A 12,711-nucleotide genomic window follows, 5' to 3' on the forward strand; every position below is an offset into this window, starting at 1 on the left:
TCGGCATGCCAGCCGCTTCGTCCACTTTTGCTGTTCACCTTGCTCCGGAACGCCGTTCATCGACATGACTACCGGGCTTCCACCCTCCCCGGTTCGCTACACGAGAAGGCGCGACGCCTTCTCTTTCAGCCAGCGGCCGACTACTCCTTTCCTTCACAGCAACGGTCGGTATCACATTTGGTACTTATCATAGCGAAAAGCAAAACGGATGTCAATGCGGATCGTTGGGTACCTTTGCGTTTGGCAACGCGATTGCACTGCTGCCGTCAGACGTCCCGCTCACGACAAATTCAACCCTGCCCGTAACCGTATCCTCTCCGCCGCCGTTTACATGGGTACCGCAAGCTGCACAGATGATGAACAGCGACAGGGATAACCCAAGGAACACCAGGTATTTATTGACATGGTGATTTTCCCCTTGCGCGTTTAGTTCGCCACGATTTCCCCTCGCATGTTGCGTAAACGAATGCCCAAAAATAGAAGCAGAGTTCGCGTTGCAACTCTGCTCATCGTGATCCGGAACGCTTCTTGTGTTGTGCTCTCTACAAACCGATATTCTCGATCTGATCCAGAAACGCCCGACTTTTCAGCCGCAGATCGAGATGCTGGTCCAAAAAGCTGCGCAGCACGTGTTTGAGCTGGCTGCGCGTCGATGGCTTCACCTCGATCTCGCCCAGCCGCTCCAGGTCAAACACCTGAAACAGGCGGAGGAGCTTCCAGACCGACGGGGAGACAGCAATCGCATACGGATCCTGCGGCAGGCAGACGGGACAGAGCAGTCCCCCCTGCGACACGCTGATCGCATAAGGCTCCCGCTCCGCCCCGCAGTTGGCGCATCCCGACAGATGCGGGGCAATGCCCGCCACCCGCAGCATTTTCGTCTCGAAAATCCGGCAGAGAATCTCCGCGTCCCTGCCTTCGTCCAGATAGCGAAACAACAGCAGCAGCATGTGAAACAAAAAAGGATTGGCTTCCCGTTCATCCGTCAACCGGTCCAAAAGCTCCGCTATGTACGCGGCATAAGCCGTGGCCGCCAGGTTTTGCCGCAAGTCCCGGAACGACTCCACGATCTCTCCCTGGGACAGGTCGGGCATTCCGCTTCCAGGTCCTGCCTTGCACAGATAGTATCCATGGGTAAACAGTTGGGAGACGGCCCCCAAGCGGCTTTTCGGCTTTTTCGCGCCGCGGGCCATGATGCCCACCTTGCCGTGCTCCCGCGTAAACAACGTCACCACTTTGCTGGACTCGCCATAGTCCACGCTGCGGATGACAATCCCTTCCCACTTTACAAGCATGCGTGCGTTTCACCCGGTTCCTTTTGGGCGAACTCAAACGCGGCCTCCTCGTCGGCAGTCGTTTGAAGGTGTTCTCTGTAGAGAAGGTAAGCATGGATGTCACCGGTCGAAGCGAAATAACTCCAAGAAAAGTCACGAAGCATGAAGCATCATCCTTTCTTGTTTCGGCTGTATCCACTTCCTTCTTAGATTCACCTGCGCCCGTTTTTCTATGCCATGGAAAAATTGACACCGCTAGTCTTCGTCGTAAAAACCAAAATTGCGCAGCATTCGTTCCTGATTGCGCCAGTCTTTTTTCACCTTGACCCACAGTTCCAGATACACCTTGTCCCCCATCAGACGCTCGATGTCCAGCCGGGCACGGCGGCCGATTTCCTTGAGCATCTGCCCTCTCTCGCCGATCAGGATGCCTTTCTGCGAATCCCGCTCGACGTAAATGGCCGCGTAGATGTACAGGGTCTTGCCGTTTTCGCCCCGCTTCATCTCTTCGACGGTCACGGCGATCGAATGGGGCACCTCTTCGCGGGTCAGATGCAGCACCTTTTCCCGGATCAGTTCGGCCACGATAAAGCGCTCGGGGTGGTCGGTCACCTGGTCGGGCGGGTAGTACATCGGCCCTTCTTCCATCTCGTCAAAGATTGCCTGGATCAGCGGACCGGTGTTGTTCCCCTCCAGAGCGGAGATCGGGATAATCTCTTTGAACTCGTACAGCTTCCGGTAGTCGTCGATGATCGGCAGCAGTTCCTCCGGGTGCACCTTGTCAATTTTGTTGATCACCAGAAAGACAGGTGTTTTCACCTGCTTGAGCCGCTCGATGATGTACTCGTCGCCCGGCCCCCGCTTTTCCGTTGCGTCGATGACAAACAGCACCAGGTCCACTTCGTTGAGCGTGTTTTCCGCGACGGCGACCATGTAGTCGCCCAGCTTGGACTTGGGCTTGTGAATCCCCGGCGTGTCGAGGAAGATGACCTGTCCCTGCTCCGTCGTGTAGACGGCGGTAATCTTGTTGCGCGTCGTCTGCGGTTTGTTGGACATGATCGCGATCTTCTGGCCGACGATGTGGTTTAACAGCGTGGATTTCCCCACGTTGGGCCTGCCCACGATGGAGACAAACCCGGATTTGAAGCCTTTTTTCGTGCGATTATCCACGTAGATCCTCCTTGGTGAACGCCCCTGGAAGCAGGGCGGATACTGTTGTTTCCGTCACGTCGCCGTTCATGTTGGCGAGAATGACCGGCATGTCGGGCGGGCACAGCTCCGCCATCACCTGCCGGCACGCGCCGCAGGGAGAAACCGGATGCGGCGTGTCAGCCACCACGGCGATCGCCTTGTAGGTGGTATCCCCTTCGGAATACGCCTTAAACAGCGCGGTCCGCTCCGCGCAGTTGCACAGCGGGTAGGACGCGTTCTCGATATTGCAGCCGAGATACACCTTGCCGCTGTCCGTCAAGAGAGCCGCCCCCACGGGAAAGTGGGAATACGGCACATACGCCAGCTTTCTCGCTTCTTTCGCCTGCTCCAGCAGGGCTTGCTTATCCATGTTCATCATCACTCGTTTCCCTCGCAGATCTCAGCATGTGTGGTGGGTGAAGCAAACGCACGGCGCCCGCCGGCGTGCGGGCGGTGCCGTCGATCCTCATCAGGCCGCCCCTCCTGTTACGCCGTAAGCCACACGGAGAGTTTTCCCCAGAGCGGGGGGCCGAAAACAGCGACGCCGATCACGACGGACAGGACAGCCGCCACCAGGACGGCGCCGGCACAGGCGTCCTTGGCCGTTTTCGCTTTCGCGTGCCAGTCGGGGGAGGCCAGATCGACCGCCGCCTCCAGGGCGGTATTGACCAGCTCGAGCGCCAACACCAGACCGATAGAAAAAAAGACCAGCAAAACATCGCCGCGGGGAATGCGCAGCCACCACGCCGCCGCCAGCGCCAGCACGGCGAAGGCGACGTGGATTTGCATGTTTCGCTGTGTCTTCACGGTATGGGCTATGCCTTGCAGGGCATAGGAAAAGCTGCTGACCAAACGGCGCCACTCTTTCAAACGCAATCGCCTACCTCGTCAAGCCAATCTGCTGCAGTACCGCTTCTTGACGGGAAAACATCTCTTTCTCCTCTTCCTCCGTGCCGTGGTCGTACCCGAGCAGATGGAGAAAACCGTGAACAGCGAGAAAACCCAGTTCCCGTTCGAGCGAGTGTCCGTACTCCGCCGCCTGTTCCTTCGCCTTGGGAACGGAGATGACAATGTCCCCCAGCATGTTGGGGAACGCGTCCAACTCTTCCTCGTCTATATAAATGTCCAACTCTCCCTCTCCCGACTCGTTCATCGCAAACGACAGCACGTCGGTGGGACGGTCGACGCCGCGGTACTGGCGGTTCAGCTCGTGGATGCGCTCGTTGTCCACCAGCGTCACCACCACTTCGCCGTCCACGCCTTCCCGCTCGGCAGCCGCTTCCAGGCAGCGGACGATCAGGTCCTGCAGGGATTCGTCGATCGGTTCGATTTCGTCGTGAAGAATTTCTACGGATAGCACGGGTACCCAATCTCCTTTACCGGTAGCTGTGGTCGATTTCGTCTTTGGCGTACGCTTCGATGATCTTCTGCACCAGGCTGTGGCGCACCACGTCCGCTTCCTGGAAGCGGATAAACGCCACTTCGGGGATCGGGGCCAGAATGCGCTCCGCTTCCCGCAAGCCCGATTTTTTCCCTTTGGGCAGGTCGATCTGGGTCACGTCGCCGGTAATCACCATCTTGGAGCCGAAGCCCAGACGGGTGAGGAACATCTTCATTTGTTCGGGCGTGGTGTTCTGCGCTTCGTCCAGGATGACGAAGCAGTCTTCCAGAGTTCGCCCGCGCATGTATGCCAGCGGGGCCACTTCAATCAGCCCGCGCTCCATCATTTTCGCCACCTGTTCCGTGCCCAGCATGTCGTACAAGGCATCGTAGAGCGGACGCAGATAGGGGTCCACTTTTTCCTGCAGGTCGCCGGGCAAAAAGCCGAGGCTCTCCCCTGCCTCCACGGCCGGGCGCGTCAGCACGATGCGCTTGACCCGTCCATTTTTCAGCGCGTTGACCGCCATGACCACGGCCAGGTAGGTTTTGCCGGTACCGGCCGGCCCGATGCCAAACACGATGTCGTGCCGCTTGATGGCGGACAGGTAGTGGCGCTGTCCCAGCGTCTTGGCGCGAATCAGCTTGCCCTTTTGGGTGCGGGCCACTTCCTCGTCGTAGACGTCCAGCAGTTGTTCCGCTTCTCCCCGTTCCACCAACTGCAGCGCGTACGAGACGTCGCGCTCGGACAGGGCGATGTCCCGCCGGATCAACTGGAGCAGGACGGCAAACAAGCGGGAGAGCTTATCCACCTCGGCCTTTTCGCCGCTGATGACCAGCTCACCGCTGCGCGTCATGATTTTTGCCGCGGTCGTTTCCTCGATCAATTTGAGGTACGCATCGTGGGGGCCGAACAGCATCAACGCTTCCGATGCGTCAGCAAACGGAATTTTTACCTCTTCTTGTACGTGCAACAGGCTTCCATCTCCTTGCAGCGGTTGTCAGCAATGCGTTACGGATTGCCGTTTGCATTGGGAGCCGGGGGCAGGCCCAGAATCGGCTGCTCGACGGCAATGTCCTCAAGTACGGAAAAATGAATACTCAAATAAACTTTACCATTCTCTCTCTTCGCGTGCAAAACTTTTTCGTCCTGAATCACGGCATCCTTGCCCGCCTGCCGCAGCACGTCCTCCCGGGCCGCCTGCTTGGCGGCCGCCAGCGCTTCGTCCATGCTCAATTCCCGCCGGACCGGCTGCACCTCCGCCTGCGTGACCGTCTTCCAGCCGATCGGACTCGTAAAGCCCGCATACGACGGCTGGAAGCGCTCCTCGGCCGACTCGGCCTGCGCAAACGGCTGCTCCTTGAACGGCCACACCTGCACGGCGTAGGGGCCGACGAGCAGGTACTGCTTCTGCTGCCGTTCGCCGGTCAAGCGGTAGTGCACCTGGGTGAGCGGAATCGAAATGTTGCTGACGTACCACACCTCCCCCTTTACCGTGCCGCGGGCGGCGACCGCCTTTTGCCGGGCCTCGTTGCCGATAATGCCGGAGATCAGCAGCTGCCCTTTTTCCACAAACTGGTTGATTTTCACCATGCTTCTGCCCGCTTCCGGCAAAATCGTGTGCACAACCGCCCGCTTCTTGGCGACCAGGTGGCGCGGACTGGGCGGGACCGGCTTTTCCGGCTCTTCTTTCTCTACCACCTGGATGATCGCCTTGGTGCCCTGAATGTCGACGATGACCCTGGACGCCTCCGGCAGCAAGTTCAGCAGTTCCCGCTGCAACACGTGCGATTCTTTTAGTTTGGCCTTCCACACCCCTTCTTTAATCCCGAGCTGTGCCGCCGCCATGCTCACCGCCTCCGGGCGCATCTGCTTGACTCCCCGCACCTCCACCTCCCAGACGAACGAGGAGAGCATGTACAATCCGACCAAAAACAAAGACGCGCCGATGACGAGACCGGCCCGCCGGCGCAGCCGGACCAGCCAGAAAGGCAGCCCGCCCCGCCGTTCCACGTGGGGGCGACAGCCTGTCTCTTTTAAAAACGGCCGCAGGCGGAAATAATCGCGGATCAGGATGTCGCAGCGGCCCACCTCCTGCCCCACTCTGCGGATGTTCCAGATCCGGATGCCTTCCCGTACCGCCATGTTCAGCATTCGCTCAAAGCGCTTTCCCCGGACGGTGATCGTGATATAGCCGTCCATCCATTCCTGCAATCCATTGCGCATGTGCCCGTCCCCACTTTCCCAGGTATTGTCGCCGGAACGTCTACTGCGGTTTCTCCAGAAACCTGACGCCGCCGATGCGCCCCTCCAACAGGACTTCCTCCGGCAGGATCGCCCGGATCACCAGTTGTTCCCCGGTGATGAGCAGCTGCCCGTTGGTCAACAGCAAGCGGAGCTCTTTTTCACTAAAGTGGAGAACTCCGCGGTGGTTTTCGATATACATTTGCAGATGGCCGATCATCGTGATGCGCGGGACTTCCAACACCACATCTTGCGGCAGATCCAGCACTCCCACGGCCAGATGGCGCAGACGGCGGCCCCATCGCTTCATGAGCAAGCCCCCCTTTACTGGCGCTGCTGCGCCGGAATGCATCCCCTCCAAGCCAGTCCGGGTGCCCGGTGCGCCCTTCTTCTATAACCGTATGCGGCGGGGGGAGAAAATCATGCAGAGAAAATCGCCCCGACACTCGCTTCCGCAAGCGTCGGGGCTCGTCCCGTCAGGTCTTCTGTTCGTCGGTGGGAGAAGGCGTTCCGTACCGTTGAAGGGCCTTCCACTTCTTGATCACGCGCTTTACTTTTTCTGCCGTACATCCGCAGGCGATCGCCGTTTCATAGATCGATTTTCTTTCATAGATGACAAGCCGGATCACCTTTTGGCGAAACTTGCTCATCCTCTCCAGTGCCTGTCGGTCCATTCGCCGCTCTACCCCTCACCATTCATGTCCAGAGTTTGTCTCTAGATCAAGAATAGTCAACCGGGACTTGGGGCACAAGACCAGATGTTCGATTTCTTTCGACAAAAAGCGTTGACAAGCCAGGGATGGCTCCCCAATGTGCAGAGCAAGGGGGAAGCGGGCTTCGTCTTTGCAAAAAAAAACAGGCGAACGGGAATGTTCGCCTGTCTGTTTCGCGCAAGCGTCAAAGGCTGCGACGGAAGGGAAGGGGACGGCTTTTGGCCCGGACCGAAAATGATCGCCCACTTCATTCCTTCCCGGGGATCGAGAGCAGTCGACGTTTCCGGTGCTCCTTCCGCCCGGGACGGATGGCCCGCCGCGCTGGACCCAACGGCTTGGGCGGCTGGTGCCGCCTCCGCTTTCGCCAGCGGCGCGCGCCTCTCCTCTTCCAGCCATTCCGGTTCTGCGGTGCGTTCTTCCATTGGCGCAGGCTGGGGTTCCTGCCGCACCACCATGCGCCGTTCCGGCCGCGTTTCCATGGGACGCACGGTGCCGCCGCCGTCCACCGGGGTGAGCGGTGGGAGCTGCTGTTTTCCCTGGGTCATTTTTCGCCCTCGTCTGGCTTGTTTGCCAAACAGCAGGTAGCCCAGGTACCCCAGGATCAGAACCCAGAACTTGCCGAGGAGAGGCAGAACCCATCCCAACAGCTCAACCAACACGTCAAAAAGATCGTCCATCGGCTATCGCCTCTTACTCGTGGTCTTGGTCAGGCAGGTCGGACTTTTGCTTGTCGCCGGTGGCGCCGAATGCCTGGCGCATTTGCGTATCGGCGGAGATGTTTTGCAGGTTGTAGTAATCCATTACGCCCATTTTGCCGCTTCTCAGGGCTTCGGCCAGCGCAAGCGGCACCTGCGCCTCGGCTTCCACGACCTTGGCCTTCATCTCCACGACGCGCGCCTTCATTTCCTGTTCCTGGGCGACCGCCATCGCGCGGCGCTCCTCCGCTTTCGCCTGGGCGATGCGTTTGTCCGCTTCCGCCTGGTCGGTTTGGAGCTGCGCCCCGATGTTTTTGCCCACGTCCACATCGGCGATGTCAATGGAGAGGATTTCAAACGCCGTACCGGCGTCCAGCCCTTTGTTCAGCACGGTTTGCGAGATGCGGTCCGGATTTTCCAGCACGTCTTTGTGGGAGTCGGACGAACCGATCGTCGTCACGATCCCTTCGCCGACACGGGCGATGATCGTTTCCTCCCCGGCGCCCCCCACCAGTCGGTCGATGTTGGCGCGAACCGTCACCTTCGCCTTCGCCTTCACCTCGATCCCGTCCTTGGCCATGGCGGCGACGACCGGGGTTTCAATCACTTTCGGGTTTACGCTCATCTGCACCGCTTCCAGCACGTCGCGGCCCGCCAGGTCAATCGCGGCGGCCCGCTCGAAGCCCAGCGGAATGTCAGCCCGCTGCGCGGCCACCAGCGCATCGACGACGCGGTCTACGTTGCCGCCTGCCAGGTAGTGGCTTTCCAACTGGTTCGTGTCAAGCTCCAGCCCCGCTTTTCTCGCCTTGATCAGCGGGTTGACGATGCGCGAGGGAATCACGCGGCGCAGCCGCATGGCCACCAGCGTGATGATGCCGATGCGCACACCGGAGGCCAGCGCGGAAATCCAGAGCATCACCGGGACGAACGAGAAAAAGATCGACAGGGCGACGATCGCCACTGCCACCATAAAAATAAGGGGAATCAATCCGCTTTCCAGCATGAATCATCTACTCCTTTTGTTCTTGTTCCTGCACGACGACGCGGGTACCTTCCACCTGCACCACGGCGATGGAGGTGCCGGCGGCAATAAATCCGCCCCCGCTGACGGCATCGATGCGCCGCCCCTCGATCTTGACCACGCCGGCCGGGCGAAGCGGCGTCAGGGCGATGCCCGCCTTACCCAGCAGGTCCCGCTGGTCCTTGGGCGCCACGTAGCCCGCTTCATTGCGCTGCACGTCGCCCAGCACAAACCGGCTGACCAGCCCTTTGATGCCGAATTTTTTGATCAGCACGAAGGCGACGATGACAGTGACCAGGACGGCGATCCCCAGCGACGCAAGCCCCTGCTGCGTGTCGTAGGCAGCCATGACCAGGCCGGTGACGATGCTGACGAAACCGAGCGCGCCGACGATCGCGCCGGGAACGAAGATCTCCAAAATCATCAGCAGGATGCCCAAGACAAACAGGCCGATGTGCAGCCAATTGGCGAAGCCCGCCACGTAATGGCCGAAGAAGTACAGGCCAAAGGCGCACAACGAAATCGTGCCGGCCACGCCAAACCCGGGCGCGAACAGCTCGACGACGATGCCCACCAGGCCGATGATCAACAGAAGACTCATCACGACCGGACTGGTGACGAAACGGGCCACCCGCTCGCCGACTGTCGGTTCAATCGTTTCCAGCTCATCCGCCTTGACGCCCAGATACGCGAGAAGCTGTTCCTTGTTGGCCACCACCTGGTCGGCGTAACCCAACTGCTTGGCCCGCTCGGCGTCCAGGGAAAGAACGGTGCCTTTCGGCTTCAGCCCCGGAAACTCCCGGTCGATTTCCACCATGGCCCGGGCCACGTCGGAATTGCGGTTGTTCAGCTTGGCCGCCGACTCCATCTTGTTTGCCCATCCGGAGACGATTTTCACGTCGGCGGCGTTGCCCGCCAAGTCAATCGGCGTCGCCGCACCGATGCTGCTGCCCGGGGTCATGACGATTTCGTTTGCGTTCAGGGCGATGTAGGTGCCGGCCGAAAACGCCTGGTTGTCGATGTAGGCCACCACGTGGATCGGAGACTGTCTGACCAGTTGGCCGATGGAGTCGGCCGCATTGATTTCTCCGCCGGGGGTGTTGATGTGCAGCACGATCAGGTCCGCGCCCCTGCTCTCTGCTTCGGCGAAGGCCCGCTGCAGAAAGCTTTCCAGCCCCCGCTCGATCTCGTGCTCCACGGGAATCCAGACCGCTTTGTGATACGGCTTGGCAGCAGCCGAACTTCCCGCCAGCAGACCGGCGAGCCCTGCGGCCACGCAGAGGAACGCCAGCAGCAGGCGCAAGGGACGGGAAGCGATCCGTGACACACTCATCGCGTCCACCTCCTTTCCTTATACAGCCTCAGCGAATGGCTACTAAGGTATACGGGTCAGGTTCGCGGCCGTTTCATGATTTTTCATGTTTCGCGCCAAAAAGAAAAACCCAGCCGCGTGGGACTGAGTCTTTCGGTTCGTATCTATATGAGGTTGTTCCTCATTACGATGGCAATTCCTCAGATACAATCTTTTGCACGAGGGCACCGTCGGCTCTTCCTTTTACTTTCGGCATGATCGCCCCCATCACCTTGCCCATCTCCTTTTTGGAGGAGGCTCCGGTGGCGGCGATCGCGTCCCGTACAATGCCGCGCAGTTCGTCCTCGCTCAATTGAGCGGGCAGATACGCGGAGAGCACGTCGATTTCCTCTCGTGTTTTGGCGGCGAGGTCGTCACGACCCGCCTTTTCAAATTCTTGGAGGGATTCACGGCGCTGTTTTAACTCGCGAGTCAAGATGGTCAGCTCTTCGTCTTCAGACAACAGTCTACCTTTACTAATCTCTTCGTTCTTTAACGCAGCTTTCACCATGCGAATAACAGAGAGTTTCAGCGCAGCTTTGTCCTTCATCGCTTGCTTCATATCTTGATCGAGTCGCTCCATTACACTCATGATGAGCCCTCCGTCAATTAGTACTTGCGCTTGCGAGCTGCTTCGGATTTTTTCTTGCGGCGAACGCTGGGTTTTTCGAAGTGGCGGCGTTTTCTCAGTTCCGCCATAACCCCTGCTTTGGCGCTCTCACGCTTGAAGCGACGAAGTGCCTGTTCCAAAGACTCGTTTTTCTTGACTCGAACTTCTGCCATCTGTCTTCCCTCCCTCCGCTAAAACCGTGGGACGCCTGTTACCAACAGACTGTCACACTTCATTATAGGACAGAAAAGCAAGGCAGGTCAACCTTTCTTTCCAACTTATTCTTGGAAGCCGGCCAGGAAGTGGTAGTGGATGTGGAATACCTCTTGGCCGCCTTCCTTGCCGCAGTTGTTGATCAGCCGGAAGCCCTTCACATTCAGCTTTTCGGCCAGCTTTTGCGCCACGCGGTGAATGTGGCCGATCAGCGGCAGATCCTCTTCCTGCACGTCCATCAGCGTGGGAATCGGCTTGCGCGGGATGATCAGCAGGTGAATCGGCGCTTTCGGGGCGATGTCGTGGATGACGATGACGTGCTCGTCCTCGTATTCGAAGCGGGCCGGAATCTCTTTGTCCATGATCTTGGTAAAAATGCTTTTTTCCATCGCTATCCTCCGTTTTCAACATATTGCAGGCGTTCATCCTGTATGTATAAGTGACGCGGCCCTGGCCGCCCGGCTGGCGGCAGCCGCAGCCTGTCCGCATGATAGTTCCATGATAGCCGACCGCTTTGGCTGTTTGCAATGGCGAACGGCCATTTTTTCCTTGCCGCGGCCGGACAGGAGTGATAGCATGACTTCGTGGTTTCCACGATCGAAAACGAATCGATGAAAAGGGGACTGGGCATATGAGAGAGATTCCACTGGGACGAGCGGCCGTCATGGCGGAAGGACTGCTGCTGGCGGGCGATCCGGGCCTGCCCGTGACATCCGTTCACTTCGACACGCGGCAGCTTTCGCCAGGCGCCTTGTTCGTGGCGATCGCCGGAGCGCGGGACGGGCACGACTTTCTCCTGCAGGCGGCGGAAAAAGGCGCCCGGGCGGCGATCATCTCCAACGAACAAAAGGTGCCGGACAGCCTGCCGGCCGGATTTGGGCTGATTCTGGTGAACGACACGCTGCGCGCGTTTCAGAAGCTGGCGGCGGCGTACCGCAAGCCCTTTTCCATACCCTTTGTGGCCATCACCGGCAGCAACGGCAAAACGACCACGAAGGACATCGTCGCCCACCTGCTGGAAAGCCGGTTTGCCATCTACAAAACCTACAAAAACCTCAACAACCACCTGGGCGTTCCCTACTCCCTGCTGCAGGTGGAGGAGCACCACCAGGCGGCCGTGCTGGAGCTGGGCATGAACCACGCCGGCGAAATCGACCTGCTCGCCTCGCTGGTCAAGCCGCAGATCAGCGTGATTACCTACATCGGCGAAGCCCACATGGAGTTTTTCGGCTCGCGGGAGAAAATCGCGCTCGCCAAGGCGGAACTGCTGCCCCACACCGATCCGGACGGGCTTGTGCTGCTGAACGGGGACAGCGAATACCTGCGCAAGGTGGCGCCTCTTTATCCGGGCCGCATCATGTACTACTCCGTCAGCGCACCGGCCGACATCTGGGCGGAGAACATCCGGTCCGAAGACGACGGGACGCGCTTTGAGGTCCGCTTCCGGGACGGGGAGCGCTTCGAGGCGTTCCTGCCGCTCTTCGGCACGCACAACGTGCTGAACGCGCTTCCTGCAGTGGCGATCGCCCGCCGGTTCGGCATGACAACGGAGGAGATCGTCCGCGCACTGGCGACGGTGCGCCTGTCGGCCATGCGCTTCGAGCGGATCGCGTCCGCCCACGGCGCGCTCTACATCAACGACGCCTACAACGCCAGCCCTTCGTCGATGGAAGCGGCCATCTCCACGTTTGCGGAGCTGTTCCCCGAGCGGAAAAAGGTGCTGGTCCTGGGCGACATGTTTGAGCTCGGTGAGAACAGCCCGGCCATGCACGCCCGGGTGGGGGCGTTTGCCAACCGCTACCGCGACCGCATCGAACTGCTCGTGGCCGTCGGCGACCAGGCGCGCCACCTGTACGACGCGTACGAGGGGGAAAAGCGCTACTTCCCGACCAAGGCGGAAGCGGTCGAAACGCTCCTCCCGCTTCGCGACGCCGGTCACGCCTTTCTGTTCAAGGCGTCGCAAGGCATGGAGCTGTGGACGCTGCTTCAGGCGCTGGAAGATCACGCGTGACCGCGATTGG

General features: G+C 59.6%; 17 protein-coding genes. 1 reads left to right on the forward strand and 16 read right to left on the reverse strand.

Features of this window, described 5'->3' with window-relative positions; genetic code table 11:
- Positions 1–542 precede the first annotated feature (542 nt).
- The 16 genes from recO to A6764_RS15525 all read right to left on the reverse strand — a co-directional run bounded on the left by recO (position 543) and on the right by A6764_RS15525 (position 11,079).
- The gene (gene recO, locus A6764_RS15450) at positions 543–1,295 is read right to left on the reverse strand and encodes a DNA repair protein RecO (RefSeq protein WP_029097290.1); all 753 of its coding nucleotides are present in this window, start codon (positions 1,293–1,295) and stop codon (positions 543–545) included.
- The gene (locus A6764_RS15455; protein ID WP_081656408.1) at positions 1,286–1,438 is read right to left on the reverse strand and encodes a YqzL family protein; all 153 of its coding nucleotides are present in this window, start codon (positions 1,436–1,438) and stop codon (positions 1,286–1,288) included. The genes recO and A6764_RS15455 overlap by 10 nt, the downstream gene beginning before the upstream one ends.
- Positions 1,439–1,529: 91 nt before the next feature.
- On the reverse strand, positions 1,530–2,444 hold the full coding sequence (gene era / locus A6764_RS15460) for a GTPase Era (protein ID WP_065068226.1): 915 nt from the start codon (positions 2,442–2,444) through the stop codon (positions 1,530–1,532).
- The gene (locus A6764_RS15465) at positions 2,437–2,835 is read right to left on the reverse strand and encodes a cytidine deaminase (RefSeq protein ID WP_029097292.1); all 399 of its coding nucleotides are present in this window, start codon (positions 2,833–2,835) and stop codon (positions 2,437–2,439) included. The genes era and A6764_RS15465 overlap by 8 nt, the downstream gene beginning before the upstream one ends.
- Positions 2,836–2,951: 116 nt before the next feature.
- Positions 2,952–3,335, reverse strand: a complete 384-nt coding sequence (locus A6764_RS15470; protein WP_029097293.1) for a diacylglycerol kinase — start codon at positions 3,333–3,335, stop codon at positions 2,952–2,954.
- Between the two features lie 10 nt (positions 3,336–3,345).
- Positions 3,346–3,825, reverse strand: coding sequence for an rRNA maturation RNase YbeY (ybeY, locus tag A6764_RS15475; protein WP_035300066.1), 480 nt, complete (start codon positions 3,823–3,825; stop codon positions 3,346–3,348).
- 16 nt (positions 3,826–3,841) lie between these two features.
- Entirely contained in the window at positions 3,842–4,816 is a 975-nt protein-coding gene (locus A6764_RS15480; RefSeq protein ID WP_029097295.1) for a PhoH family protein, read from the reverse strand.
- Positions 4,817–4,854: 38 nt separating this feature from the next.
- Positions 4,855–6,069 (reverse strand): sporulation protein YqfD, encoded by a 1,215-nt coding sequence (gene yqfD, locus A6764_RS15485; protein WP_264622274.1) that lies wholly within the window; start codon positions 6,067–6,069, stop codon positions 4,855–4,857.
- A gap of 40 nt (positions 6,070–6,109) precedes the next feature.
- Positions 6,110–6,397 (reverse strand): sporulation protein YqfC, encoded by a 288-nt coding sequence (gene yqfC / locus A6764_RS15490; protein WP_029097297.1) that lies wholly within the window; start codon positions 6,395–6,397, stop codon positions 6,110–6,112.
- A gap of 166 nt (positions 6,398–6,563) precedes the next feature.
- On the reverse strand, positions 6,564–6,761 hold the full coding sequence (locus tag A6764_RS15495) for a sigma-70 RNA polymerase sigma factor region 4 domain-containing protein (RefSeq protein WP_035288527.1): 198 nt from the start codon (positions 6,759–6,761) through the stop codon (positions 6,564–6,566).
- 56 nt (positions 6,762–6,817) lie between these two features.
- Complete coding sequence (locus A6764_RS15500) at positions 6,818–7,477, reverse strand: hypothetical protein (protein WP_065068222.1); 660 nt, start codon at positions 7,475–7,477, stop codon at positions 6,818–6,820.
- Between the two features lie 13 nt (positions 7,478–7,490).
- Entirely contained in the window at positions 7,491–8,498 is a 1,008-nt protein-coding gene (floA, locus tag A6764_RS15505) for a flotillin-like protein FloA (protein WP_029097299.1), read from the reverse strand.
- A gap of 7 nt (positions 8,499–8,505) precedes the next feature.
- Positions 8,506–9,849, reverse strand: coding sequence for an NfeD family protein (locus A6764_RS15510; protein WP_065068221.1), 1,344 nt, complete (start codon positions 9,847–9,849; stop codon positions 8,506–8,508).
- Positions 9,850–10,012: 163 nt separating this feature from the next.
- On the reverse strand, positions 10,013–10,459 hold the full coding sequence (locus tag A6764_RS15515; RefSeq protein WP_029097301.1) for a GatB/YqeY domain-containing protein: 447 nt from the start codon (positions 10,457–10,459) through the stop codon (positions 10,013–10,015).
- A 17-nt stretch (positions 10,460–10,476) separates the two neighbouring features.
- Positions 10,477–10,650, reverse strand: a complete 174-nt coding sequence (rpsU, locus tag A6764_RS15520) for a 30S ribosomal protein S21 (protein WP_029097302.1) — start codon at positions 10,648–10,650, stop codon at positions 10,477–10,479.
- Between the two features lie 105 nt (positions 10,651–10,755).
- A complete protein-coding gene (locus A6764_RS15525; RefSeq protein ID WP_029097303.1) occupies positions 10,756–11,079 on the reverse strand; it encodes a histidine triad nucleotide-binding protein in 324 nt (107 codons plus the stop codon).
- A 242-nt stretch (positions 11,080–11,321) separates the two neighbouring features.
- On the opposite strand from A6764_RS15525, the gene A6764_RS15530 reads away from it, so the two are divergent.
- The gene (locus A6764_RS15530; protein WP_065068220.1) at positions 11,322–12,701 is read left to right on the forward strand and encodes a UDP-N-acetylmuramoyl-tripeptide--D-alanyl-D-alanine ligase; all 1,380 of its coding nucleotides are present in this window, start codon (positions 11,322–11,324) and stop codon (positions 12,699–12,701) included.
- Positions 12,702–12,711: the final 10 nt, after the last annotated feature.

It is taken from the genome of Brevibacillus sp. WF146 (assembly GCF_001673705.2).
GTDB lineage: Bacteria > Bacillota > Bacilli > Brevibacillales > Brevibacillaceae > Brevibacillus > Brevibacillus thermoruber.

Excerpts from the sequence above, each read along its gene's own strand:
- recO (WP_029097290.1), bottom strand. The coding sequence starts at position 1,295 with ATGCTTGTAAAGTGGGAAGGGATTGTCATCCGCAGCGTGGACTATGGC.
- A6764_RS15455 (WP_081656408.1), bottom strand. The coding sequence starts at position 1,438 with ATGCTTCGTGACTTTTCTTGGAGTTATTTCGCTTCGACCGGTGACATC.
- A6764_RS15465 (WP_029097292.1), bottom strand. The coding sequence starts at position 2,835 with ATGGATAAGCAAGCCCTGCTGGAGCAGGCGAAAGAAGCGAGAAAGCTG.
- yqfD (WP_264622274.1), bottom strand. The coding sequence starts at position 6,069 with ATGCGCAATGGATTGCAGGAATGGATGGACGGCTATATCACGATCACC.
- yqfC (WP_029097297.1), bottom strand. The coding sequence starts at position 6,397 with ATGAAGCGATGGGGCCGCCGTCTGCGCCATCTGGCCGTGGGAGTGCTG.
- A6764_RS15495 (WP_035288527.1), bottom strand. The coding sequence starts at position 6,761 with ATGGACCGACAGGCACTGGAGAGGATGAGCAAGTTTCGCCAAAAGGTG.
- A6764_RS15500 (WP_065068222.1), bottom strand. The coding sequence starts at position 7,477 with ATGGACGATCTTTTTGACGTGTTGGTTGAGCTGTTGGGATGGGTTCTG.
- floA (WP_029097299.1), bottom strand. The coding sequence starts at position 8,498 with ATGCTGGAAAGCGGATTGATTCCCCTTATTTTTATGGTGGCAGTGGCG.
- A6764_RS15510 (WP_065068221.1), bottom strand. The coding sequence starts at position 9,849 with ATGAGTGTGTCACGGATCGCTTCCCGTCCCTTGCGCCTGCTGCTGGCG.
- A6764_RS15515 (WP_029097301.1), bottom strand. The coding sequence starts at position 10,459 with ATGAGTGTAATGGAGCGACTCGATCAAGATATGAAGCAAGCGATGAAG.
- rpsU (WP_029097302.1), bottom strand. The coding sequence starts at position 10,650 with ATGGCAGAAGTTCGAGTCAAGAAAAACGAGTCTTTGGAACAGGCACTT.
- A6764_RS15525 (WP_029097303.1), bottom strand. The coding sequence starts at position 11,079 with ATGGAAAAAAGCATTTTTACCAAGATCATGGACAAAGAGATTCCGGCC.
- A6764_RS15530 (WP_065068220.1), top strand. The coding sequence starts at position 11,322 with ATGAGAGAGATTCCACTGGGACGAGCGGCCGTCATGGCGGAAGGACTG.